The following is a 23,538-nucleotide window of genomic DNA, read 5'->3' as shown; positions in this document are numbered from 1 at the left end:
GATAGCGCGGATTTCAAATACGCACTATCATTTTTAGCATAAATATATTCTTTAAACCACTTCATTTCGCTCTAAATTGAATATTTCCTCTCCTATGCTATCAAGTTTACTTAGTATAGCTTGTGAGCCAGATTCTTTTATTACCTCCAGTTCTCTCTCCGAAACTGGCACAATCCATAAAAAAGAGATATTTGATTTGGCATAACTAGTTAAGTTCATTTGAGGCAAAACTTTTAATTTATTAGTAAGAACTGCATACTTAAATTTCTCACTAATATTTGTTTCAAACCCTACCGTATGTCCTTCTGATAAAAATGTAATATACTCCCATGGTATCATTGTAATTCCACTTACAATACCTGCAACGTCGTTTAATTGCTCATTTGTCAATCCCGACTTTAAAATAACTCCAAGTTCTATTCTATTGACTTCATCAGGATTTTCATAATACATCTCTACTTTTGGCTGTGGTCGCAATGATACTGCCACGGTTGCAAAAACAGTTTTTTCATTTCCTTCAAGCACATACAAACCTTTTGGAGGTCCTTCTGGTCCGTCAATAGCAAAATACTTTTCGCTTTTACCAAACATTTCATCATAGTACTTTAAGATTTCAGGCTGTACTAATTGAAAAGGATTAACGAATCTTTCCCATTCTCTAAAAAATTCAATAGCATTTTGAACACGTTTACGCATTTCATTATCTTCAGAAAGTTCCCAAGCAAAATCGCCGGTTCCTTTACAATCTCGAGCGTATCCGTAAAAACCGCCATCGCCTCCCCAACTCGGAATCACACATAAAATCTTTCCGTTTTCCAGTAATGCTGCACCATCTCCTTCTTCCAACCAAACAATCTCCAACTTATCAGCATTAAGCGCTTCTTGACCTTTCGGAAATTTGCAAAACTCTTTGGTTAACATAGGAGGAACACCTTTTTCCATCAATTTTGTTTCTAATTTTTCTGGTGCTTCAATTAAATTTCTAACCCAACAGCTTTTTACACCAAAATCTTCGTTATCTCCAAACAAATAAAAATAAACAGTTCTATTATCCTGTTCTACAATTGCTGTTATTGGACAACTATGGCTTCTTAATTCAAGAAGAACTTCGGGTTTTTCAATCTTATTGTTTCTGCTAAATAATCCCATATTTTATATTAAAATTTAATTATAATAGACTAACGTTTTAGTAAATAACATTAGTCTTAAATACAAATGAAGATTTTTTCTTTCTATGTCGCAAGTTTAAAATCATCTTTTAAGGAGAAAATTCATAAAAAAATCCCATTTCAATAATCAGAAACGGGACTTCAATTATAATTTTTTAAAACTAATTAAGATCTTTCCCCAATTCTCTTAAATATTCCATTTCATCTATAGGATCTTCGCCATACCTATTTGTGCCTTCATCACCTCCTGTGCATATCAATATGACATTATAAAATGGAATTAAGGCATACAAACTGCTTTTGCCAACATCATGCATTCTTCTTACCGTTGCTCCAATTAAAGGAATCAATGCAAATAGATTGTATATTAATCCTAAAGCTCCTATTTCCGCTTCTTCAAAAGTCAATTTGGCAATATTATCTATTTTATTCAAAATGACTACTAGAAGAATGTGCGTTAAAATAAAAGCCAAGTATTCTTTTCTTCGTATTCTTCCATTAAAGCTTGCATAATTATGCAGAACTACCTTTTTATATATTTCGATCATTATTAAAGCTTTTATTGATTAGACAACATAAACTTCATTAAAACAAAAAATCCCAATCGTTACTGAAAGGGATTTTTTTATTTTAATCTTAGAACCAAGGTTTTTTTCCAACTTGATACGTTTGATAAAACTCATCATCAGATTTTGTTAAATAGATGATTCCTTCAACAAACCCAACCATACCACCTAAACCACAAGTTACTAAAGTAACTACAAGTTGAATAATTCCTTCTTTTTGATAACCTAAATAGAATTTATGCGCACCAAATGATCCTAATACAATTCCTAAAATTCCTGCAGTTACTTTTTTATTCTCTACCTTTCCTGAATTTAAATTTGTGTTTTCCATTTTCTAAATAATATTTTTATCTGTTATGACTTAAATGAGCATATTTTTTGTTTCTAGAATGCTCCTAAAAAGTCTGCAATATTAGTCAGCTTAAAGCCAAACATTAAGCCTTAAAAGTTTTTATTATAACATAAAAAGACAATTTACTTCATAAAAAAATCCCATTCAGAATTGAATGGGACTTCTAGTTTTATGTGCGTTTTTCTCTTAAAACCAGCCTTTTTTACCAACTTGGTAAGTTTGGTAAAACTCTTCATCTGATTTTGTCAAGTAAATGATTCCTTCAATAAATCCGATTATACTACCAATTCCGCAAGTAACTACACTAATTACGATTTGTATAATTCCTTCTTGAGTATAACCAAGTACAAATTTGTGAATTCCTAAAGATCCAAAAAGAATACCCATAAGTCCAGCTAATACTTTCTTATTTTCCTGTCTTGGTTGCGACGGTGTGTTCCAGCTTTCTGGTTTTGTTGTTTCCATTTTTTATATTATTTAGTTAATTATTAATTCCAATTTCATCAATTTCTTCTGTTGTACTTTTTGGATCTGGACCATAATAGTTTTCTCCAAACTCTCCTTCTGTAATCAACAAAACTAACATCCAAATAGGTCCAGCGAACGGAATTAAAGCAACTAAAATTGTCCAGCCACTTTTGCCCAAATCATGCATTCTTCTAACTGTAACCGACAAAGACGGAATTATAGATGCAAGCATGTAAAGAAAAAATAGAACTCCCACAATTGAAAGACCTACTGTTGGGCCTAAAATTGTAGATAATATTATCGCTAAAAAAGCAAATGCAAAAAAGAGAATCCCTGTCGCAAGGCGAAAATACCAATATTCACTTCTTCTAGCTCTTCCGCTAAAGTTTGCATAGTTCTGGAACATGGCAATTTTATACCATTCAATCATATTTAAAATCGTTAGCTTTTCCCTACTCTTTTTAGGATTTTCGGTATGCTCCAAGCTTCGGCAAAACAAGTTATTTAGACTCATTCTTTGAAATTCGGAAACAATATTATTAAAAATTAACAAATAAAACTAATCTCACTAAATAAAATTCACAAGAAAAACCTCGTTATTAAAATCTAAAGCCTGTACGCTATTTTTTGTTGTAAACTGCTTTAATTTTATCGACAATTACCTGAGCTAGACGTTCGTGGCTTTCAAAAGTCCAACCTGCAATATGAGGCGTCAGTAAGACATTTTTGGCTTCCAAAAGATACTGAAAGGCTTCTGGCGTGTTTTTATCTTGAAAGAGCGTTTCGAACGAAAGTTTTTCATACTCCAAAACATCTAAACCTGCGCCTAGTATTTTTTTCTCTTTCATCGCTTCAACCAAGTCTGCTGTCACTATGTTTTTACCACGAGAAGTATTGATGATCCAAAAAGGCTTTTTAAACGCATTTATAAAGTCGCTGTTGACCATTTTATCTGTTTCTGGTGTCCAAGGAAGATGAAGGCTTAAAACGTCTGTTTTTTCACGTAATTCTTCTAATGAAACTTGTTTGGCATTTTCATCCCCAACATTATCCAAAATATCGTAGCATAAAACTTCCGTGTCAAAACCTCTTAGTTTTTTAGCGAAAGCTTTTCCCATATTTCCGTAACCAATAATTCCGACTGTTTTTAAATCCAGTTCATGACCGCGATTGCTTTCGCGATTCCATTGTCCCGCTTTAACCTCTGCGTCTGCTTGGTTTAGATTATTAAATAAAGATAAAATCACGCCAAGCGAATGTTCTGCAACAGCATTGCGATTACCTTCGGGAGCTGCAATGAGATGGATTCCTTTCGAAGAAGCATAGTCACAATCAATACTTTCCAAACCTGCGCCAACTCTTGCAATAAATTGCAACTTTGTTGCAGCATCTAAAAAAGTCTTGTCAATCTTGAAACGGCTGCGAATTACGATTCCGTTATAGTCTTGAATTTTTGCTTCAATTTCTTCTTTTGAAGATTTGAAATCAGCGTGATTTTCGAAACCAGCTTCTTCCAATTGATTCCAAAGAATTGGATTATTGCTGTCGATATGAAGAATTTTTATACTCATTTTTTGTTGAATTTTATAAAAAACAAAAATACGGTTAATTTAATCTAATGGATAACATTCTGAATAAAAAGCATAATGCTCTTGCCATCGATTATTAATAAAAAAGCCATCATCATGAATATAGTTAACAATTAATTTCCTGTTTGATTCTTTTATATTCGAAAGATCTGATACTCCTGAAATTTCAAATTGGCGTATAATTTTTCCTTTTTTATCTAATACAAATATTACTGTAGAAAAAAGATGTTTTGACGAGAGATTTTCGAGAATTATTGAAAGTATAAACTCTCCGTTAGCCCTTTTCAATCCTACTACATTTTCAAAAGTCGAAGCGATTTTACAATTCTTAGGAAACTTAATTTTAATTTCCCATAAATCTATTTCATTGACATTTTTAGTAAATATTATTTCATTAGGTTTAGAATCTAAAGTGTTTATACTGAAATAGCAATTTTCATCTGTGTCCCAATAAAAAATCTTAGAATCTAACAACGTACTGCTATTTCCTCTAGTGTTATAAGCTGTATTGTTATTATTCTCCAGATTATCATTATCGTCTGCCAACTCTTTTTCTAACATTTTCTCTTCCAAAGGCGTTGGCTCACGATGAACTCTGTCGTAGTATGGAGTCCGTTTATCTGAATGATCTTTTATTATTTTCAAATCTTCATTAACTATAAATCTTTGAAGAGTCTTAGTTGTAAATAAATCTGTTTCTTTAATTTTTATTCCATTTATATAATATGAATTATCCATATACAAAGTAATACCGTTTATAAAAGTATTTTCATATCCTTCAAAAACATTTAAATTCAATAATTTGAAGTTTTTGTCTAGTATTGCTATAAAAGGGAATTCTTTCTGATTCTTTCTTTTTGCATTACCATTTATAAAAATTTTGTCTCTTAAATAATAGATTGAAAATAAATTTGCTTCTAAATTAAAACCTTTATCGATTATAGGTTTTAGTAAAACATCTCTAATTGATATACTTTCAGAGACATAACCAGAACCTTTCTTTTTAAATGTCATTTTCTCAATCTCATATCTTGTGTTTTGTAACTCATCATCAGTGCCCATTAATTCTCTATTGGTAAGATTTACACCTTTTCTAACATAAATAGTAAATCCAACATCATAATTATCAGCAATCCAGGATTCATGAAAATCATACTTTGAAACTCCATCTCCAATATTTTGTTTGTATAATTTATTGCCCTTTTTATCAAGCACTAATACAAACGGAATGTTCTTTTCGTTTTTTACAATACTAATTATATTTCCATTGGTTAAAACATTGAAAGCGACTAGCTCTGATTTTTCTAATTCAGTTTTATATCTCCATAACTTTGGAGAATTGTATTTGCTAGAATATTGAATAACCGATTTTGCTTCCAGTTTCTCATTACTATCTATAGTATCGTCCTTTTGATAAGTCTTATCAATTTTTACAGGTTTTTGGGAATATGCTATCGTTTTGTTCGAAGATTTTTTTTCACAAGAAATCTGCGAGAAAACAAAAAACATAATTACAACTGTAAATAAAAGTCTGATAGAAGTCATCTCTAATTATTAATAAATTATGTGCAAAAATAAAGAATATTCTTATATTTAAGAGTGCTGAAATTTAATTTAAATTACTCACACAAACCCATACAAAACTCAAACTTTTTATTAGCCAGATTTTTTTCTAACTTTGAAAGAATAAGAATTTTCAAATTCTAACTTCAATACTCCAGAAAATCTTCTGCAATGAAATTAACCAAGACTTTTACAGCCTTTTTTGAAAACGAAAAATCGGGAGGAATTATCTTGCTCTTAGTCACGATTTTATCTCTCTATCTTGCCAACTCAACGGTTCAAATTCCGTATGTGGCATTTTGGGAAAAAGAAATTGTGGGACATTCTATAACCCACTGGATCAACGACGGATTAATGACCATCTTCTTCCTTTTAATCGGTTTGGAGCTGGAACGCGAGATTTATCATGGCGAATTATCGAATTTTAAAAATGCTTCTTTGCCAATAATGGCTGCTTTTGGCGGAATGCTTGTTCCTGCCGCAATATTTTTAGTTTTAAATTACGGAACGACCACACAAAACGGAGCAGGAATTCCGATGGCAACCGATATTGCTTTTGCAATTGGAATCTTGTCACTTCTAGGAAATAAAGTTCCAGCTTCATTAAAAGTGTTTTTAACTGCTTTGGCCGTAATTGATGATTTGGGTGCTATTATCGTGATTGCGATTTTTTACACCACTTCAATTTCTTTTCTAAATCTCGGAATTGCACTTGGAATTTGGTGTCTTCTTTTTGTTTTAAACCGAATGAAAATTCACAACCTAATTCCGTATCTCATTGGCGGAATCATAATGTGGTATTTTATGCTTAATTCTGGCGTTCACGCAACAATTACTGGTGTGATCTTAGCATTTGTTATTCCTTTTGGAGATGGCGGAGAGAAAACGTCTTCATACAAGTTACAGCATTTTTTACACAAGCCCGTTGCTTTTTTTATTCTGCCGTTGTTTGCGATTGCAAATACTGCTATAACAATTACCGAAAACTGGCATGAAGGCTTAAATCATGCCAACACTTACGGAATCATTCTCGGACTAGTCGTTGGAAAACCACTTGGAATTTTGCTTTTCTCTTCTGTCGGCGTAACGTCAGGTTTGTGCACTTTACCAAAAAATTTAAAATGGGCACATATTTTAGGTGCAGGAATGCTGGGCGGAATTGGTTTTACAATGTCAATCTTCATTACAGTTCTTGCTTTCAAAAATCCAGAAATTATTGTTTTTTCTAAAATAGCTATTTTGATTGCATCATTTTTGGCGGGACTTATGGGATTTGTTTATTTGAAATACACGCTGAACAGATTGAAATAAAATTCCAATTTAGTAAGTTTAATAAATGAAAAGAATCAGACAAATACTTACGATATCAATATCACTTATAATATTGCTTGCTGGTATTATCTTTTATCAAATAAAATACAATCCTTCACGCCCAAACTTAGATCCTCAAATGCCCGTTCCGTTTTGCGGAACCCAAGCTTTTGAATTAATAGGAGATGCTTCCAAAGGAAAAGAGATTTTTAATTCCAATTGTGCAGCTTGTCATAAATTAGATGCCAACAGTACAGGACCTTCACTTAGAAATTTAGACTCATTGGTTTTTGTCAAATGGATGCTAAGGAAAAACCATAAAATCGACAGCACTAAAATTGAGAATTTAGGAATCGATTATCATCGTACAATGTTTAAAGACGTTCTAGATGAAAACAATCTTCCTTTCGTAATCAAATATTGTTCGAGAATAATTGATTAAACTTAAAAACAAAAAATCCCAAACCCCAACAAGAATTGGAATTTGGAATTTATCCCGAAGCTTCGGGATTGGAATTTCTTTAAAAACTAACCTTTAATCTGTTTCAAAGAAGTTTTAATCCCTTTAATTAATGATGAACTGAAGCCATTGTGTTCCATTTCATTTAAACCTACAATTGTACAACCTTGAGGTGTTGTTACACGGTCAATTAATTGTTCTGGATGCACACGTTCTTCTAAAAGCATTTTTGCAGCTCCTTTTACAGTTTGTGCTGCAATTGCTAAAGCGGTTTGAGAATCAAATCCAATTTCGATTCCTGCTTGCATAGACGCGCGAATATAACGTAATGCATACGCTGTTCCGCATGCACCTAAAACGGTCGCTGCATCCATCAATTTTTCGTCGATTACTGGAGCTGTTCCTAAATCTTGGAATAAATCAACAATTGGCGAAGCATTTGCCGCATATTTTTCTGGGAAAGAAATACAAGTCGCCGATTCTCCAAACTGCGCCGCAATATTTGGCATAATACGTACAACTGGATATTCGTAGTTTGTTTTGGTTTGAAGCACATCCAAAGACAATCCGCTTACTGCTGAAGCAATTGTTTTGTTTTGAATAACTGGCAAAATTTCAGCCAAAACAGTATCTACCTGATACGGTTTTATAGTTAAAATTACAACATCAGCTTCCTGGATGTTGTGTTTATTATCGTTTGAAACAGCAATTCCATATTCAGATAAATATTGAATGCTTGCTATGTTTCTTCGTGTGACAGTAACTTGGTTGTTTTTCGAGAATTTAGCAATTCCCAAGGCAATAGAAACCCCAAGGTTTCCTCCTCCAATAATGTGTACTTTCATTTTGGTTGGCTTTAATTATTCGTAACTGATAAACAGCATTTTTTCCGCCTGTAAATTACGTAGATTTTAGAGATCTTAAATCACTGTAATCTGCTAATTTGTGGCAAAAATCTAAAATCCAAGAATTAAGTTTGCTACACCAAAGTAGAGCATAATTCCAAATACATCATTGGTTGTTGTGATAAACGGACCAGTAGCAATTGCGGGGTCAATTTTATTTTTGTTCAAGAAAAGCGGTACTAAAGTTCCTAAAGTTGCTGCAAAAAGAATTACTACAATCATCGAAATTGAAATCGCAAATCCTACCAAATATTGCTGATACATAATAGAATGGTATCCTAATAAAAGCAAAGAGATAATACTTCCCGATATCATAGAAACGGTAATTTCTTTAGTAAAATAAGCACGGCTGAAATCTTTCAGCGTTCCGTTTGCCAAACCTTGTACCACGATTGCCGAAGCCTGAACTCCAATATTTCCTGCAGTTGCAGAAAGCAAAGGCACAAATATGATTAAAGTAGAATATTTTTGAAAAGTTGCTTCGTTTCCTTTCAAAACAAAAGAAGCTACAATTTCGATCACCATTCCAATTAAAAGCCAAGGCAAACGTGCTTTTGTCAATTCGTAAACGCTGTCATTCGATTCAACGTCTTGCGTGATACCCGCCGCTAACTGGTAATCTTTATCGGCTTCTTCCTTGATTACGTCTACAATGTCATCGATGGTAATTCTTCCCACCAAACGCCCTAATTCGTCAACCACCGGAATAGCCTCTAAGTCGTACTTCTGCATGATACGAGCAACCTCAACGTCTTCAGTATCAACTTTTACAAAATTTAATTTTCGGATATAAACATCACCAATTTGCGTTTTGGTAGAAGAAGTCAATAAATCTTTAAGTGATAATCTTCCTTTTAAACGGTTTTCATCGTCAACCACATAAATTGAATGTACTCTAGAAACATTCTCGGCCTGAATTCGCATTTCTTTTACGCAGGTCAAAACGTTCCAGTTTTCATTCACTTTTACAAGCTCTTTACCCATCAAACCACCAGCAGTGTTTTCGTCGTAACGCAAAAGATCAACAATGTCTTTGGCGTGTTCAACATCGACTAATTCCGAGATTACTTCTGCCTTTATTTCTTGCGAAAGTTCGGCAATAATGTCGGCAGCGTCATTAGTTTCAAGCTCATCAAGCTCTTCCGCGATTTCCTTTGGTGAAAGTCGGCTTAAGATGTTTTCACGCAGATCTTCCTCTAATTCAAGAAGAATTTCGGCAGTTTTATCACTATCTAAAACCTTAAAGATGTAAGTTGCCTCATCAAAATCTAATTCTTCTAAGATTTCGGCAATATCGGCGTGGTGCAGATCATTAAGTAAAACTTCAAGTTCGTTGTCGTTTTTCTTATTGATAAGTTCCTCTAACTGGTGTATAAATTCTCTACTAACTTTGAACTCCATCGGTTTCTATTTTTTGAGTTAGTTCAATAAATTCATCAACGCTAAGTTGCTCCGGACGTTTATCAAAGATAGTGTCTTCTCGCAAATTGTCTGATAAATTTAATGTTTTCAAACTGTTACGTAATGTTTTTCGTCTCTGCTGAAAAGCAGTTTTTACAACTGTAAAAAACAACTTTTCGCTGCAAGGAAGACTATAATCTTCCTTTCGGGTCATTCTCATCACACCCGATTTCACCTTGGGCGGAGGAATAAAAACGTTTTCATTAACCGTAAACAGATACTCGGTATCATAGAAAGCCTGAGCTAAAACTGATAGTATTCCGTAGGTTTTTGAGCCTTTCTTTTCACAGATACGCTCAGCTACTTCTTTCTGAAACATTCCAGAAAATTCTGGAATCTGGTCTCTAAGCTCTAATGTCCTAAAAACAATCTGAGAAGAAATATTGTACGGAAAGTTACCAATTATGGCAAATTGTTTATTTTGGTAAACTTCATTTATATTATACTTCAGGAAATCCTGAGAGATAATTTTATCTTTTAATTTTGGATAATTGGCATCCAAATATGCCACAGATTCTGTGTCGATCTCAATAACGTGTGTGTTAACTGGCTTTTCAAGTAAGTACTTAGTAAGCACACCCATCCCTGGTCCTATTTCTAAAACCTCATCATATCCCTTAAAAGTCAAAGTATCAGCAATAGCTTTTGCGATACTTTCATCTTTAAGAAAGTGCTGTCCTAAATGTTTTTTGGCTTTTACTTTTTCCATTTCATTTATCTTGTTTGCCACGAGGCTGCAAAAGTATTCTTTTTACTGTAAAGGCACTAAGAAGCAAAGCTTTATTTTTTGTTTTTTTGCCACGAAGACTCAAAGACGCCAATATTTAGTCCCTTTCTTCTCAATTAAAAAACTGAAAACTGCGACCGTGACTGAAAACTAAAAAAATTAATGCTCCGAAATAACTTCCAATTCTGTTCTGAAAGAAAGCATTTTATCGGCAAATAAACCTAACGCTTCTCTGTGAAATTCTGGTTCGTCTTCGATATAAAACTTCTCTAGGGTTTCTTTACTGTCTGTTACATATTGTACAGAATAGGTAATTCCTCCCATTTCTTCTTCAACTAGAACTTTTACAATTCGCGCCGAAGAAAATTTCTGAGTTGCCAGAATTTCTGGTATGTGTTTTTCCTGCATCCATTTTAACCATTGGTCATGAACGCTTTCGTGTATATTTGTGGTAACGTTGTAAATAATCATTTTTTCTAAGGTTCTGAGATGCTAAGGTTCTGAGTTTTTTTCTGAAACTTAAAAATCAATTCTCATATTACTAATTTTTCTTGTTTAATCGGTTAATCGATTAACCGATTAAACCAAACTATAAATTCTTATCTCCTCTCAATTCTCGGTATTTTTTTCTGGCATCGACAAAGTAAATACTGTCTTGATGGTTAAAAATTACTTTTTCATATAAAGGTTTTGCCTTTTCTGGATCTTTTAGTTCGTCGTTGTAAATTTCGGCTGAGAAAAATAGTGCTTCATCAACATAAATTCCGTCGCTGTGATTGTCTATAATTTGCTGATATTGGCTTAAAGCTGAAGCAAAATCCTTCTGACTTTCGTAAACTTTTCCTAAACGAAGTAAAGTAACCGCTTCAATTTCCTGACCTTTAAAGTTTTTTAGAATATTCTGAAACTGCGTTATTGCTTCTTGCTTTTTATTCTGATAAATTAAAAAATCTCCTTTTGCAAATTGCTTCAGAGCCACTTGAGTCGAATCTGCTGCGGTATTATCATTAATTAAAAGAAAATATTCTAAAGCATCATTGGCGATTAACTGCGTGTTTGCTGCTTTTAATTCTTTAAATTGTTTATTCGCCCACTCAAAATCACCTTTGTAATAACTTGTTTTCGCCGCTTTCAAACTTGCTTCATGTGCCATTACATCATTCTTCAGATCCAATTGAATTTGCGAATAGTAAATAAGCGCCTGATTGTACTTTTCTTCCAAAAGCAAAATATCAGCCAATTCCATTTTAGCATCGGCTTTTTGATATTCGTTTAAATTTAATTCTAAAGCCTTTTTGATTACTGCCTTTCCTTCCTCTGTTTTTTTCAAATTAAAAGCCAGAAAATGGGCTTGAATGATTTGCAAAGATAGGGTAAAAGGATTGATTTGGTAAGTTGCCAGCAATTGCTGCAATTCTTGATCTATGGCTGGATAATCTTTTTCCTGCGCTTTATCGATCTTAATCTGCATCAAATATGCATTTGACTGAATCAATAAATCTAAATCTTTTGTGTTTTGAAGAATGAAATTCAAAATTTCTTCTGCTGTATCAGTATCGTCTTCAGTCAATGCAAACTGACTCAAATTAACAATGCTTAACAGCGATTCTGGTTCGCGTTTGTAAATCGCTTTTTCTTGAATAAACGCTTTTCCGAATTCTTTCTGCTGTACATAAAACCAACTCAAATAATGATTCCAGAAAACATCTTGATCTTTCTGAGTTTTTAAGATTAATGCTTTACGCATAGCATCTTTAAAAGCCGTATTATCGGTTTCGCCGTTCATAAATCGAGACAATTGTGTCTGAATCAGATTGGTGTTCTGCGGATTTGTGAAAGATTCTGTCAATAGTAAATCGATCATCAAATCGGTTTTTCCTAATTGACCGTACAACATTCCGATTTGGAAATTGAAATTAAAATTTGGCTGAACCTGCATTGCCGTTTGATACGATTTTAGAGCATATTCCAACAATACTTTTTTCTCGAATGAACTTGCAATTCCATAAACATCATTCGGATTTACTTTTATTTTCTCGATTGCCTGTTCGTAGTAATTTTTGGCTTTCGAATCATTTTTCTGCAATTGAAAATTATATCCTAATTCAACTAAAAAAACTCCTTGCTTGTAACGGTTGAAACGATCTTGAATCGCTTTTTCAGCATTTGCGTATTGCTGCAATTGCTGATAACAATCAACCGTTCTTAAAAAATATTGGGTATTAGATGGCGCACTTCTTAAAAGCTCTTCATAACTGATTTTAGCTTTTTCGAAATCACCTTTATCGTAGTAATATTGTGCCAGTTGCTCGTTTTGGCCAAACGCAAAACCAGAACATAACAAAACGATACAAATCAATATGTTTCTCATATTTTTTAAGTTTTCAGTCGCAGTCGCGGTTTTCAGTCTAAGTTTAACTGTAAACTGGTACTTTTTTTAGTTTTCAGTCGCAGTCACGGTTTTCAGTCTGGTTAAAACTGCAAATTGGCACTGCCAACTGGCACTTTTTTTAGTTTTCAGTCGCGGTTTTCAGCCTTGTTAAAACTGTAAACTGCGACTGTAAACTGTGACTATTTTAGTTACTGTCCACTGAGACTTTCTTAGTTTTCCAGAAAATCAAACCTAGGCCAATTAAAATGAACGGAATACTCAAAATCTGTCCCATATTAATTAGCATACTGTTTTCAAAAGCTTCTTGGTTTTCCTTGAAAAATTCAATTATAAAACGAGCCGTAAATAATAAAGTTAAGAAAGTTCCAAAGATTAATCCCTGTGCATTTCTAATTTTCTCCGATTTATACATATAAAACAGAATTCCGAAAATCAATAAATAAGCAAAAGCTTCATATAATTGCGTTGGATGTCTCGGAATCAAATCGTCTCTCTGAAAAACTACGCCCCAATTTCCGTTGGTTGGTTTTCCATAGATTTCAGAATTCATAAAATTTCCCAGTCTGATAAAAGCGCCCGTTACAGGAACTGCAACTGCCATTTTATCTAAAAGTCCGAAGAATTTTACTTTGTATTTTCGGCAGTATAAAATCATTGCCGTTATAACTCCAATCGAACCTCCGTGACTTGCCAAACCTTGATAACCCACAAATTGATAAGCTCCTTTTATTTTTTGAATTGGTAAAAGAATTTCTATCGGATGTTTGAAAAAATACTCAGGTTCGTAAAAGAAACAATGTCCGAGTCTTGCACCTAAAACGGTTCCGACAATGACATAAATAAGTAAAGAATCGAGATTGTCTAAAGAAAGGTTTTCTTTTTTATAAATGTTTCTGACGATGTAAAACCCGAGAAGAAGTCCGCAGGCAAAAAGAGCTCCGTAATATTTTAACGGAAAAGTATCTGTGATCCAGAAAATGACAGGATCTACGTTCCAATTTAAAATTCCGTTTTTCATTGGTATGAGTTTTTAGTTTTCAGTCGCAGTCGCAGTTTTCAGTCCAGTATGAAACTGAGACTGAAAACTGCGACTGAAAACTAAAAAACTAGTTTATAATATCAAATCCGCAGTAAGGACGTAAAACCTCTGGGATTACGATTCCTTCTGGAGTTTGGTAATTTTCAATAATTCCAGCTAAAACACGAGGAAGCGCTAATGAACTTCCGTTAAGTGTGTGAGCCAATTGGTTTTTTCCGTCTTTATCTTTAAAACGTAATTTCAAACGGTTTGCTTGGAAAGTTTCGAAGTTAGAAACAGAACTAATCTCTAACCAACGATCTTGAGCAGTTGAAAATACTTCAAAATCATAAGTCAAAGCAGATGTAAATCCCATATCGCCTCCGCAAAGACGTAAAACTCTGTATGGTAATTTTAGTTCTTTTAAAATCTCTTTTACATGTTCTACCATTCCGTCTAATGCTGCATAAGAATTATCTGGATGCTCCACACGAACGATTTCTACTTTATCAAATTGGTGCAAACGGTTTAATCCACGAACGTGCGCTCCGTAAGAACCTGCTTCACGACGGAAACATGGCGTATACGCTGTATGTAAAACAGGAAGATCACTTTCGTTTAAAATAACATCACGGAATAAATTCGTTACTGGAACCTCAGCCGTTGGAATCAAATATAAATCATCAATTGTAGAATGATACATTTGTCCTTCTTTATCTGGTAATTGTCCTGTTCCAAAACCTGAAGCTTCGTTTACCAAATGAGGAACTTGAACTTCATTGTATCCTGCAGCTGTATTTTTGTCTAAAAAGTAATTGATTAAAGCACGCTGTAAACGAGCTCCTTTTCCTTTATAAACAGGAAATCCTGCGCCAGTAATTTTTACACCCAATTCAAAATCGATAATATCGTATTTCTTCACCAATTCCCAGTGTGGCTGTGCGCCTTCGTGTAAGACTGGAATATCTCCTTCTTGAAAAACATTTAAGTTATCGTCTGGCGTTTTTCCTTCAGGAACAATATCTGCCGGAAGGTTTGGTAAAGTGTACAATTTATTGGTTAACTCAACAGCCAAAGCTTCTGCTTTTTCGCTAAGTTCTTTACTTTTCTCTTTTAGTGAAACTGTTTTTTCTTTTAAGATTGCTGCTTTAGCTTTCTCACCAGCTTTCATCAATTCACCAATATCTTTGGACAATTTATTAGATTCTGATAAAGTATTGTCTAATTCCATCTGTGCAGCACGACGATTTTCGTCTAATTGAACCACCTCTTCAACAACGCTTTTAGCATCGATATTTCGTTTTGCTAAAGCTTTGATTACTTTCTCTTGATTTTCTCTAATAAATGCAATTTGTAACATAGCTTGATTTTTATAACTATTGTATTTTTTATAACGGAAGCAAATTTAAGGAAATGTTTGTTAACAATAGGTCAAAGTTTTGCAGGAAAACTGAAATCTCCTATAAACAGCAAAAGCACCTTAAAAGTGCTCTTGTTGTTTTTTGATTTTTTCTAAATTTATTCCAGAAAACGATGCCTATCATCTCTATTGAAAGCATATTCTTTTCCGTTAAACTTGAGCTTTTCAAATTCTCTTTTAGTTTTAAGATCGCTTTTTTCTTCTACTCCATTTTCTAAATCATCTTCAACCGCTTCTTCATAAGAAAAGTTTTTGGTGATCATTAAATCAAAGTAACCATTGGTTTTTTCGTCAGAAAAACTCATTCCGGTTTCTAGAGTTTCGATCTGAAAAGTACCGCTTCCGTTAGAATCTCCATTCGTCAAGCGAATAGGATATTCGTACAATACTTTTTTGATTTCTTTATTAGCCAAAGTTACCAAAGTGAATTTTTGCTCCGAATACAATACAATTCTACTGCTTGCGCTGGCTTCAGTGTAAAAAGCAACTGCAGGAGTTTTTCCGTTTAAAAAAACGAGGTCTTTTAAAATATGAGATTTTGAAAATCGGATGGCTTCATTATCGTAATAACCTAAATTATCATCAAATTCTTCGGCAATTACACTTCCGTTTTCCCGATTTACAAATAAGTACTTGCGCTGAAAATAATTGCCTAACTCTTCCTCATCATTCTTTATCGCTTTTTTATTGTGTTCTACAATTGTCAAAACAAAAAAAGCGGTTTTATCATCGTAGTTAATCGAACTCGTTTCGCTAATCTTGATGGCAGAATATTTAATTTTAAGATTTGTCGCGACTTTCGAAAGCAATGGAAGATCCAATTCTGTTGAATCTTCAATTTCATCTGTGTTTTTAAAAATGAGTTTCTTAATCTCCTTTTTATTTAAATCCGCATCAATTTCGGTCTGGGAAAGTAGTTCTTGATTCTGAATTTGTGTTTCGTCTTTGATCTTATCACTTTTCCCGCAGGAAAGCAAAAGCACCAAAATTCCGTTCAAAAGGGCAGTTTTTTTCATAGGTTTTGGTTTATTAGAAAATTTTAGGGCACTTCAAATATAAAATTTTCTTACAAACCATAACAAAAAATTGAAATTTTAATCTCTCTTAATTTCGTGTCCAACAAACTCTTCCAGTGCTTTAAACATTTCTTCAACCGAAAGAACTTCTGTATCAGGATGCGATTTTAAAAACGTTGCATTTAATTCAGCCAGATTTTCATCCAATTCAAAATAAGCGTTATTATTTAGCAAATCCTTGAAAGCGTTTGGAGCATCAAATTTCTCTTTTAGAAATTTTGCTAATTTGATATTGCTTTGCAAACGAAGCTTTCGGCATTGTTCTTTAAATAATTCTAAATGTTTTTCGGCACCAATTAAAGCCAAACCTTCTTCTATTAATTCATTCAATTCTTTATTCCATCCTGAATCATGAACGAATTTTGAAAAATTTCCTTCGGCATATTTAGACGCATAAAAATCCAGATAATAGCTCATTAAAGCATCTTCATGAATCAAATCATCGTCGATTTTTTCTTCGCGCATTAAATTGATTACCGAAATATTCGAATTTACAACATCTTGTGGATTTTCACTTTTTGCTGCCGTTTCTGAAATAATGATTTTACCGAATTCCATTTACGTATATATTTAGAGGATTATTTTGCAAAGTTGGGGGAAAATTTTGAAGAAAAGAAATTGTTTTCATGATGTAATTTTGAATGTAAACGACCTACTTTAAAGTAAGAAAAAAATTACTATTTTTGCAGTATTTATAAAACTCAAAAATGGATTCAAAAATCATAATTCGTATTCTTCTTATTATTGTTGTTTTAGCTGTTAGTTATCTATTAAAAAAGACTTTAGCAAGGAAACAAGAAGTATTGTTTGATGAGTCAGACAATAATTTAGAAATTGATAATGCAATAGATTTCGGTTACAAAATGCAATGGTTCGCAGTAAAAACAGATAATAAAAAAAGAATTGCAGAAATTTTAAAATTACAAAAAGTATCAAATTGTAATTGGGAACTAGGAATAAAAAAAGCCTACGACAACTCAATTTTTATTACGCCACAAATCGGCAAATGGACATTAGTTTGTGGAAATAATTTTTCTTACGGTACAGAGAAACAAATTTTAATAGAATTAAGTAAAGAATTTGGTGAAGCTCAATTTTTTGCGACACACAGAGTTTCTGATTATCATTGTTGGATGAAAGCTATTGACGGAAAACTGATAAGATTATTTACATATTCTGACGAATATGAAAATGGCTATATTATGGAAGGCGAAACAACTGAAATTGAGAAAAAATATGTAGTTCTAAATAGTTCTACAGAAGATGATGCAGCTCATATTGATTTTATAGATGAAGAAATTGTGATGGAAATTGCAGAAAACTGGAGCATAAATCCAACAAAATTAAGTCAACGCAAAGATGTTAAACATGAATTTGGAATATTGGGTTTATGATGCTATTTAAAAATATTACAATTGTTTTTAATTTTTCTTAACTAACACACAATTTTTAATCAAAACTTCCGTTATGGTTAAATTAGTTTTAAAAAACCTAACACCTTTTTTACGCAACTATTTAGAGACAAATGCATCTATTATAGATAAAGCTTTATACTAAAGTTTCAAAACCAAAACCAAAACCATGAAACAAATTATATTAATTGTTAGTATTCTGCTTGCATTAACTAGTTGCGAAAGTGAAGATTTACCAAACTCTGATGTGCAATTTTCGTTAGTTGCAAAAGGAGATTCTTTTCCAAATGATCAAAGTCTTGCGCCGAGACATTTAATTATCAAAGACCAAAAAAACTGGGATAAACTAGTTAAGGAAATGAATGCTTCAACTAATCTTTCCAAATATTTTAAAGAAAACACTATTGATTTTAGCAAATATCAAATCATTGCTGTTATAGACAAAACGCAAACCAGCGGTGGACATTCTATAGATATTGTTGAAATTAGCGAAAATCGAAATACTATAATTGTAAAAGTCGAAAAACTACAAAACGGTAATAATACTTCCAAATTATCTAGACCTTACGATATTGTAAAAACAGACAAAACAGATAAAAAGGTTATTTTTGAACAGTAGTTATCCTCTATTCTCAATCAATAATTCTTTCAATTCATTCGTTTTCAAATAAGTTGCAAAACGTCCAGCCAAGAGCAACATTTCTTTTTCTTGGGGTGTTATTTTTAGCTTGGTTTCTACGTGAGACGAATATTCATATAACATCAAAAGTTCGGCAGCGCCAAATTCTTTAAATTTTTCTTTGTCTAAACTAGAAAGCTGCACTTCGCCGTATTTATCTTTTTTAAAACTATCTATTCCAAATTTTGCAATTAACTGTGCTCGAAAATCATCATGAAGTTTAAGCCAGCTTGTCGCATCATCATCAGTATTTTTTAATTGCGTTACCAAATCTTCGTAAGCTTGATCTTTGTTTAGCTTTAAAAGATAATCCCGCAATGTTGTAAAACCAATTATCTGGTAATTTGAAGTTGGAATTTTATATTTCTCCAGATCACTTTCGACATCTTTTTCAAAAGTTATGTAACGAGTTTGAACCGTATATAAAGAAGCGGTTTCTAATAAAGAAATCAATCTGATTTTTTCATCATTTATAAAAGGTGCCTTTTTTCCTTGTCCTAAACAATCAATAAATAGCGCTTTTTTGTTTTTGTCTTTAACTTTTGTATCGTTGTGAAGCAGTTCGATCAGGGTTTCGTAACCCATATTATCAGACGCACCGCCATCAATCACACATAAAATTTTATCTTGATTTTTGATTCCGAATTTGGTTTTTGGAAGAACACCAGGAAAAGCAGAACTTGCTGTAATAGCATAAGTCAAAGGAAAATCATAACCATTATTAATATAATTTTCGTCAAGCGAAAGTGACGCTTTATTGGGAGCCAAAGACGAATTGATTTTTAAAGCCCGAATAATATGTGGCATAAACGGAAAACGCTCGCCGTTGTTATAAGCCGTTCCGTTGGCAACCAAAATTGGCAATTGCGGATTCTGTTTACTGTCTTTTGGAATAAAGAAATCAGACAAAAGCATTTGCGTTTTAAACTTATTCTGATTCTCTGGATTGCTGCTGTTATATTGCAACACTTCCAAATCTAAACGTTGTGCCATAGAGATTTTTTCTCCTTTTTCGTTTCTGCTATTATTCAAAAGCGAAAAAAGTGTCGCCGATTTACTGACATCCGATTTAAAGGCATCGGCTTTAGAAAAATAAAATTCGTTGAAGGTACAATTGTCATATTGCAGTTTGTTTTTCAAAATCGTCAAATAATATCCCGCCGAATAACAGCCTCCCGAAACGGTAGAAAAGTAATCTACTTCATTTAGAAAATTACGACTCGAATTGTCTTCCTGAATATCTTCTAAACCTAAAAGAACTCCCATACTAAAAAACTGCGCTCGCGATCCGCCACCCGAAATACCAACTCCTAAAGCAATATTCGGATTCTGAAGCCTACTGTCACGATCCTGAACCGATTTATATTCGCTTAAATCAACAGCAGGAATTGAATTATAATTGATTTCTGAAAAGAGATTTATTTTATTCTGGGTTATTCCTTTATTTATTATAAAAAGAAAAAAGAATCCTAGAGAAAGACTTTTAATTTTCATCTTAAATTCCATTTAATTACTATCTATTCAACATTAAATAATCGCAATATATACGAGAGTTCGTAAACAATAAAAAGTGCCACTAAAATAGTATGAAACTTTTTATTATCTATTTTTATTGCTATTAAACATAAAATTATGTGACTTATAACCCGAACAAAATATTCGTTTTGGTTGTATAAAAAATAGTCTCCGCCTTTGATTGCCGTATCGATTATATCGGCTCCGAAACTTATTGCCAATACCGAAAAAAACCATTTTTTTCTGGAATAAAAATAATCTTCATATCCTGTATAATCTACTAAATCGTCGGGATAAAGAATGGCACAAAGCAAATAATAGATTAAGATATAACAGATAATGAAGAAATAATCTGCAAAATACCACTCATGGATTAATTTTAGATTAAACTCCCACCACCAAAAATGAATAAGCATCAAGAATACGTAAAACACCCATAAAGCATGTACAAAGTAGAATTTCTTGCGCCCGGGATGTTGAATAAAAATTACGGAACCTTTTATAAGATGCGTTAAACTTAAACCCAAAATGATTCCGATAATCGATTTGACATGCGTAAGTTCTTCCATAAATAAAGATTATTTACAATGAACTAAAATTAATTGAATTAATTCAAACCTAAATGTTTTTACACTGATTTTTAAATCTTTAAGATTCTGGCCTAATCTTACTGATTGATTTCAAAAACAAATTTTTAATCAAAAAGTAATATTAAAATAACCGTGAAATGTAAAACCTATAAATAAAATACAAGAATAAACAGTAATTTTATTGCATTCAAACTCAGTTTAGCAGAAAAGTATGAATCAAAGAAAAGTATTAGAATATTACGTTTTAGACGTATTCTCAAACGAGAGCTACAAAGGAAATCCGCTTTCTGTGGTTTTTACAGATGGAAATCTAAAACTAGAAACCTATCAGGATATTTCTAGAGAATTTCGCTATTCTGAAACCTCATTTGTCTATTATTCTACAAGAGAAAAAGCACTTGTAGTCCGTTCGTTTACTCCAATCGGAATCGAAATTGATGGTGCGGGGCACAATTTATTAGGTGCAGTCTGCGGCGCTCTCCTAAAAGGAATGCCCATTTTTGATGAACAAAATGAAAGTGAGCCTTTTGTAATTATGAAACATTCTGCAATTCCAGTAACAGTAAGTATTGATTCTGATACTTTTTCGCCAATGGTTCAAATGCATCAAAAATCGGCAGTCATTAAACAAGAAATTCCAACGTATAAAATTGCAGTTGCTCTGGGCTTAAAGATTGAAGATTTGGATGTAAATGCTTTTGTGCCAACAATTGTTAAAACAGAAGTTGCTCATACAATGGTTCCTATAAAAAACAGCCAGATACTTAACAGCTTTATTCCTGACAACCAACTTTTAATTGAAATCTCAAAAGAATATGATTTTGAAGGGTTTTATTGTTTCACCCCAGCTGAGGAAGGCCTAGATCACATAGTCGAAACAAGATTTTTTAATCCCATAATCGGAATAAACGAAGACCCTGCAACAGGAACTGCAGCTGGACCATTAATTGGTTTTTTAACGCAAAAGAAATTCACTAAATCTGAAAAGGAATATAAAATTCTTCAAGGCGTAAAATTAAAACAGCCTTCAATGATCGAAGTTATGAATCGCGAAGAAGATATTTTGGTAGGCGGTTCTTCGATTATAACTATGAAAGGAGAGCTTTATATTTAAAGTAAAAAGCTGCATTGTATAATGCAGCTTTCATCTATTCTATTTTTTAATTTCCTGTGGTAACGTTTTTTTCTGTTCTGGCGGAATTCTCTTTTTCAGAAACAAAATCTGACCTAAATGACTCGATTGATGTTCCATAACATGAAACCAGCAATATTGGTTTGTCCAATCGTATCTTGTTTGTACTTCTGCAAACCAAGCATCGTCTCTTTTCTTTAATTCTTCAATTGTTTTTGCTCTTACTTCATTATAGATATCCAAATAATATTGAATATCATGACCTTTAAATTCGTCTCTTCCGCCTTGATCCAAATCTAAAGCATTTCCCCACTTTTTCTTTTCTTCTTCATTAAAATCTCTATTTTCAAAAGTAAAGACCTGATAATATTTTTCGGCTGCAGCCAAATGCATTACCAAAGCTCCAATTCGGTTTGCTTCTGCATCATGAAGATAATCAATTTCATATTGGCTCATGTTTTTTACTGTTCTCTCAACACGAGCTTTTAAATCTTCAAGCATAGAAATCATATCTGCAATTTTTGGAGATGCTCCTTCAACATTTCCAATTTTAGCTTCTAATCTTGGTTTTATTCCTTTTCCTTCTATAAGTAAACTGTTTTTTCCATCAACACTAGATTTGTCCGAAGTAATTTTATATTCTTTTACTTTAACAATTGCATCGTTGCTTATTCCTTGAATCCATTTTGGAACATCTCCATTACTTATCGGACTTTCAAAACTTGAATTTAAAACAGTCACAGGTTCGTAAACACCTTTATCATTTTCAATAAAAAGTTCAAATTTGTCAAAGTAAAACTTCCCGTCAAATAGACATAAACCTCCAAAACTTAATGATTTACTATTCTTATCGACAGTTCCTTCAACAGTGTATGAATTCCATTCTTTAGATTTTACTGGTCTGTCGCTCATATTATCAAAAAAACCATCTTCATCGTTTTTGGTATCAACACGAGCCCAAACTCCCGCCCATGATTTTGGTTCTGTAGTTTCGACTTTAACATAAGCAGTTACTTTAAATTTTTTCTTTACAGAAGTCTAAATAGCAATAGTCTGACTTATAGATGTCCAATCTGTAGAAACTGTTTTTACAGTTTGAGCCTGACTCATACTAAAAAATAAAAACAGCAGTGGTATTATTAGTTTTTTCATTTTTGGAAAATTAATGTTGCTGTAAATGTAATATTGTTTTCCTAAGTAATAACTTACTTTTACAAAAAAAACTTCATAAAAAAACCGCATCAGGCAGGATGCGGTTTAAAATATTTAAAACTAGAAAAACTTCTTAGTTCGTTTTCATTGGCGGTAAATCAAATGCCTTTGAATCGTGTTCGAAGCTGTTTCGGTGTGCTCCATCGCAAAATGGTTTGTTTGCAGAATGTCCACAACGGCAAAGACCTAATGCAGTTCTTCCTTGTAAGCCATAAAGTGTTCCTTCTGGATCCATAATTTCGAAATCTCCTTCGATTTTTATTGAACCATTTTTATTGATGATTAATTTAGCCTTGCTCATAAATTTTGTTTTTTTCGACTGCAAAGATTGCGAAATATATTCTCATTTATAAGCGTGAAACGTAGTTTAAACTGGTTCTATTTTATGTGGGTTTTGCCACGAAGACGCGAAGGCGCAAAGTTTAATCCCAATCTTGTCATCCTGACGAAGGAAGGATCTCACGCGTAACTCCGCAAAGAATATTCACCAATCTTTGTCGAATTTCTAGTGTGATCCTTCG

At 32.9% G+C, this 23,538-nt stretch carries 25 protein-coding genes; 5 read left to right on the top strand and 20 right to left on the bottom strand.

Going from position 1 to position 23,538, the window contains the following annotated elements:
• Positions 1 to 51: 51 nt before the first annotated feature.
• The 7 genes from V6624_RS10805 to V6624_RS10775 form a co-directional block, all read right to left on the bottom strand.
• Positions 52 to 1,149 (bottom strand): suppressor of fused domain protein, encoded by a 1,098-nt coding sequence (locus V6624_RS10805; protein ID WP_338841745.1) that lies wholly within the window; start codon positions 1,147 to 1,149, stop codon positions 52 to 54.
• Positions 1,150 to 1,330: 181 nt separating this feature from the next.
• Positions 1,331 to 1,717: a DUF805 domain-containing protein gene (locus tag V6624_RS10800; RefSeq protein WP_338841744.1), complete on the bottom strand. Its 387-nt coding sequence runs from the start codon at positions 1,715 to 1,717 to the stop codon at positions 1,331 to 1,333.
• An 88-nt stretch (positions 1,718 to 1,805) separates the two neighbouring features.
• Positions 1,806 to 2,066 carry a TM2 domain-containing protein gene (locus tag V6624_RS10795; protein WP_338841743.1) on the bottom strand — a complete coding sequence of 87 codons (261 nt, stop codon included), beginning with the start codon at positions 2,064 to 2,066 and terminating at the stop codon, positions 1,806 to 1,808.
• A 207-nt stretch (positions 2,067 to 2,273) separates the two neighbouring features.
• Entirely contained in the window at positions 2,274 to 2,552 is a 279-nt protein-coding gene (locus V6624_RS10790; RefSeq protein WP_111284944.1) for a TM2 domain-containing protein, read from the bottom strand.
• A gap of 16 nt (positions 2,553 to 2,568) precedes the next feature.
• On the bottom strand, positions 2,569 to 3,069 hold the full coding sequence (locus V6624_RS10785) for a DUF805 domain-containing protein (RefSeq protein WP_338841742.1): 501 nt from the start codon (positions 3,067 to 3,069) through the stop codon (positions 2,569 to 2,571).
• Between the two features lie 106 nt (positions 3,070 to 3,175).
• Positions 3,176 to 4,126 carry a 2-hydroxyacid dehydrogenase gene (locus V6624_RS10780; protein WP_338841741.1) on the bottom strand — a complete coding sequence of 317 codons (951 nt, stop codon included), beginning with the start codon at positions 4,124 to 4,126 and terminating at the stop codon, positions 3,176 to 3,178.
• 39 nt (positions 4,127 to 4,165) lie between these two features.
• Complete coding sequence (locus V6624_RS10775; RefSeq protein ID WP_338841740.1) at positions 4,166 to 5,689, bottom strand: hypothetical protein; 1,524 nt, start codon at positions 5,687 to 5,689, stop codon at positions 4,166 to 4,168.
• A 189-nt stretch (positions 5,690 to 5,878) separates the two neighbouring features.
• Here V6624_RS10775 and nhaA point away from each other — a divergent pair, with 189 nt between their 5' ends.
• Positions 5,879 to 7,018 (top strand): Na+/H+ antiporter NhaA, encoded by a 1,140-nt coding sequence (gene nhaA / locus V6624_RS10770; RefSeq protein ID WP_338841739.1) that lies wholly within the window; start codon positions 5,879 to 5,881, stop codon positions 7,016 to 7,018.
• Between the two features lie 25 nt (positions 7,019 to 7,043).
• Complete coding sequence (locus V6624_RS23720; RefSeq protein WP_422389339.1) at positions 7,044 to 7,460, top strand: c-type cytochrome; 417 nt, start codon at positions 7,044 to 7,046, stop codon at positions 7,458 to 7,460.
• Between the two features lie 86 nt (positions 7,461 to 7,546).
• On the opposite strand, the gene proC is transcribed toward V6624_RS23720, so the two are convergent.
• The 9 genes from proC to V6624_RS10720 form a co-directional block, all read right to left on the bottom strand.
• Positions 7,547 to 8,323 carry a pyrroline-5-carboxylate reductase gene (proC, locus tag V6624_RS10760; protein ID WP_338841738.1) on the bottom strand — a complete coding sequence of 259 codons (777 nt, stop codon included), beginning with the start codon at positions 8,321 to 8,323 and terminating at the stop codon, positions 7,547 to 7,549.
• A gap of 111 nt (positions 8,324 to 8,434) precedes the next feature.
• Positions 8,435 to 9,784: a magnesium transporter gene (gene mgtE / locus V6624_RS10755; protein ID WP_111284939.1), complete on the bottom strand. Its 1,350-nt coding sequence runs from the start codon at positions 9,782 to 9,784 to the stop codon at positions 8,435 to 8,437.
• On the bottom strand, positions 9,768 to 10,553 hold the full coding sequence (gene rsmA, locus V6624_RS10750) for a 16S rRNA (adenine(1518)-N(6)/adenine(1519)-N(6))-dimethyltransferase RsmA (RefSeq protein ID WP_111284938.1): 786 nt from the start codon (positions 10,551 to 10,553) through the stop codon (positions 9,768 to 9,770). The genes mgtE and rsmA overlap by 17 nt, the downstream gene beginning before the upstream one ends.
• A 177-nt stretch (positions 10,554 to 10,730) precedes the next feature.
• Positions 10,731 to 11,042, bottom strand: a complete 312-nt coding sequence (locus V6624_RS10745; protein ID WP_111284937.1) for a DUF4286 family protein — start codon at positions 11,040 to 11,042, stop codon at positions 10,731 to 10,733.
• A gap of 118 nt (positions 11,043 to 11,160) precedes the next feature.
• A complete protein-coding gene (locus V6624_RS10740; RefSeq protein WP_338841737.1) occupies positions 11,161 to 12,942 on the bottom strand; it encodes a tetratricopeptide repeat protein in 1,782 nt (593 codons plus the stop codon).
• Positions 12,943 to 13,147: 205 nt separating this feature from the next.
• Entirely contained in the window at positions 13,148 to 13,981 is an 834-nt protein-coding gene (gene lgt / locus V6624_RS10735; RefSeq protein ID WP_111284935.1) for a prolipoprotein diacylglyceryl transferase, read from the bottom strand.
• An 88-nt stretch (positions 13,982 to 14,069) separates the two neighbouring features.
• The gene (gene serS, locus V6624_RS10730) at positions 14,070 to 15,341 is read right to left on the bottom strand and encodes a serine--tRNA ligase (protein WP_338841736.1); all 1,272 of its coding nucleotides are present in this window, start codon (positions 15,339 to 15,341) and stop codon (positions 14,070 to 14,072) included.
• A gap of 158 nt (positions 15,342 to 15,499) precedes the next feature.
• Complete coding sequence (locus V6624_RS10725; RefSeq protein ID WP_338841735.1) at positions 15,500 to 16,417, bottom strand: hypothetical protein; 918 nt, start codon at positions 16,415 to 16,417, stop codon at positions 15,500 to 15,502.
• 78 nt (positions 16,418 to 16,495) lie between these two features.
• On the bottom strand, positions 16,496 to 17,035 hold the full coding sequence (locus V6624_RS10720) for a DMP19 family protein (protein ID WP_111284932.1): 540 nt from the start codon (positions 17,033 to 17,035) through the stop codon (positions 16,496 to 16,498).
• A gap of 149 nt (positions 17,036 to 17,184) precedes the next feature.
• Between V6624_RS10720 and V6624_RS10715 the strand changes: the two genes are divergently transcribed.
• On the top strand, positions 17,185 to 17,871 hold the full coding sequence (locus V6624_RS10715) for a hypothetical protein (RefSeq protein ID WP_338841734.1): 687 nt from the start codon (positions 17,185 to 17,187) through the stop codon (positions 17,869 to 17,871).
• Positions 17,872 to 18,058: 187 nt separating this feature from the next.
• Positions 18,059 to 18,508 (top strand): protease complex subunit PrcB family protein, encoded by a 450-nt coding sequence (locus V6624_RS10710; RefSeq protein ID WP_111284930.1) that lies wholly within the window; start codon positions 18,059 to 18,061, stop codon positions 18,506 to 18,508.
• On the opposite strand, the gene V6624_RS10705 is transcribed toward V6624_RS10710, so the two are convergent.
• Together V6624_RS10705 and V6624_RS10700 are read right to left on the bottom strand one after the other, a co-directional pair.
• The gene (locus tag V6624_RS10705; RefSeq protein WP_338841733.1) at positions 18,509 to 20,062 is read right to left on the bottom strand and encodes a patatin-like phospholipase family protein; all 1,554 of its coding nucleotides are present in this window, start codon (positions 20,060 to 20,062) and stop codon (positions 18,509 to 18,511) included.
• A 23-nt stretch (positions 20,063 to 20,085) separates the two neighbouring features.
• On the bottom strand, positions 20,086 to 20,652 hold the full coding sequence (locus tag V6624_RS10700; protein WP_111284928.1) for a hypothetical protein: 567 nt from the start codon (positions 20,650 to 20,652) through the stop codon (positions 20,086 to 20,088).
• A 232-nt stretch (positions 20,653 to 20,884) separates the two neighbouring features.
• Between V6624_RS10700 and V6624_RS10695 the strand changes: the two genes are divergently transcribed.
• Positions 20,885 to 21,787: a PhzF family phenazine biosynthesis protein gene (locus tag V6624_RS10695; protein ID WP_111284927.1), complete on the top strand. Its 903-nt coding sequence runs from the start codon at positions 20,885 to 20,887 to the stop codon at positions 21,785 to 21,787.
• 39 nt (positions 21,788 to 21,826) lie between these two features.
• On the opposite strand, the gene V6624_RS10690 is transcribed toward V6624_RS10695, so the two are convergent.
• Together V6624_RS10690 and V6624_RS10685 are read right to left on the bottom strand one after the other, a co-directional pair.
• Positions 21,827 to 22,717 (bottom strand): DinB family protein, encoded by an 891-nt coding sequence (locus V6624_RS10690; RefSeq protein WP_338841732.1) that lies wholly within the window; start codon positions 22,715 to 22,717, stop codon positions 21,827 to 21,829.
• A gap of 373 nt (positions 22,718 to 23,090) precedes the next feature.
• The gene (locus V6624_RS10685) at positions 23,091 to 23,318 is read right to left on the bottom strand and encodes a CDGSH iron-sulfur domain-containing protein (protein ID WP_263523607.1); all 228 of its coding nucleotides are present in this window, start codon (positions 23,316 to 23,318) and stop codon (positions 23,091 to 23,093) included.
• Between the last annotated feature and the right edge of the window lie 220 nt (positions 23,319 to 23,538).

It is taken from the genome of Flavobacterium ginsenosidimutans (assembly GCF_037478105.1).
In the GTDB taxonomy this organism is placed as follows: Bacteria; Bacteroidota; Bacteroidia; order Flavobacteriales; family Flavobacteriaceae; genus Flavobacterium; species Flavobacterium ginsenosidimutans.
Note: the sequence above shows the minus strand (reverse complement) of the source record. Positions and strands in the feature narration are given on the sequence as shown.

Coding starts and splice junctions, on each gene's coding strand:
- V6624_RS10800 (WP_338841744.1), bottom strand. CDS start 1,717: ATGATCGAAATATATAAAAAGGTAGTTCTGCATAATTATGCAAGCTTT.
- nhaA (WP_338841739.1), top strand. CDS start 5,879: ATGAAATTAACCAAGACTTTTACAGCCTTTTTTGAAAACGAAAAATCG.
- V6624_RS23720 (WP_422389339.1), top strand. CDS start 7,044: ATGAAAAGAATCAGACAAATACTTACGATATCAATATCACTTATAATA.
- V6624_RS10795 (WP_338841743.1), bottom strand. CDS start 2,066: ATGGAAAACACAAATTTAAATTCAGGAAAGGTAGAGAATAAAAAAGTA.
- V6624_RS10700 (WP_111284928.1), bottom strand. CDS start 20,652: ATGGAAGAACTTACGCATGTCAAATCGATTATCGGAATCATTTTGGGT.
- mgtE (WP_111284939.1), bottom strand. CDS start 9,784: ATGGAGTTCAAAGTTAGTAGAGAATTTATACACCAGTTAGAGGAACTT.
- lgt (WP_111284935.1), bottom strand. CDS start 13,981: ATGAAAAACGGAATTTTAAATTGGAACGTAGATCCTGTCATTTTCTGG.
- proC (WP_338841738.1), bottom strand. CDS start 8,323: ATGAAAGTACACATTATTGGAGGAGGAAACCTTGGGGTTTCTATTGCC.
- V6624_RS10720 (WP_111284932.1), bottom strand. CDS start 17,035: ATGGAATTCGGTAAAATCATTATTTCAGAAACGGCAGCAAAAAGTGAA.
- V6624_RS10790 (WP_111284944.1), bottom strand. CDS start 2,552: ATGGAAACAACAAAACCAGAAAGCTGGAACACACCGTCGCAACCAAGA.
- V6624_RS10715 (WP_338841734.1), top strand. CDS start 17,185: ATGGATTCAAAAATCATAATTCGTATTCTTCTTATTATTGTTGTTTTA.
- serS (WP_338841736.1), bottom strand. CDS start 15,341: ATGTTACAAATTGCATTTATTAGAGAAAATCAAGAGAAAGTAATCAAA.
- V6624_RS10690 (WP_338841732.1), bottom strand. CDS start 22,717: ATGAGCGACAGACCAGTAAAATCTAAAGAATGGAATTCATACACTGTT.
- V6624_RS10685 (WP_263523607.1), bottom strand. CDS start 23,318: ATGAGCAAGGCTAAATTAATCATCAATAAAAATGGTTCAATAAAAATC.
- V6624_RS10775 (WP_338841740.1), bottom strand. CDS start 5,689: ATGACTTCTATCAGACTTTTATTTACAGTTGTAATTATGTTTTTTGTT.
- V6624_RS10745 (WP_111284937.1), bottom strand. CDS start 11,042: ATGATTATTTACAACGTTACCACAAATATACACGAAAGCGTTCATGAC.
- V6624_RS10740 (WP_338841737.1), bottom strand. CDS start 12,942: ATGAGAAACATATTGATTTGTATCGTTTTGTTATGTTCTGGTTTTGCG.
- V6624_RS10705 (WP_338841733.1), bottom strand. CDS start 20,062: ATGAAAATTAAAAGTCTTTCTCTAGGATTCTTTTTTCTTTTTATAATA.
- V6624_RS10780 (WP_338841741.1), bottom strand. CDS start 4,126: ATGAGTATAAAAATTCTTCATATCGACAGCAATAATCCAATTCTTTGG.
- V6624_RS10785 (WP_338841742.1), bottom strand. CDS start 3,069: ATGAGTCTAAATAACTTGTTTTGCCGAAGCTTGGAGCATACCGAAAAT.
- rsmA (WP_111284938.1), bottom strand. CDS start 10,553: ATGGAAAAAGTAAAAGCCAAAAAACATTTAGGACAGCACTTTCTTAAA.
- V6624_RS10805 (WP_338841745.1), bottom strand. CDS start 1,149: ATGGGATTATTTAGCAGAAACAATAAGATTGAAAAACCCGAAGTTCTT.
- V6624_RS10695 (WP_111284927.1), top strand. CDS start 20,885: ATGAATCAAAGAAAAGTATTAGAATATTACGTTTTAGACGTATTCTCA.
- V6624_RS10725 (WP_338841735.1), bottom strand. CDS start 16,417: ATGAAAAAAACTGCCCTTTTGAACGGAATTTTGGTGCTTTTGCTTTCC.
- V6624_RS10710 (WP_111284930.1), top strand. CDS start 18,059: ATGAAACAAATTATATTAATTGTTAGTATTCTGCTTGCATTAACTAGT.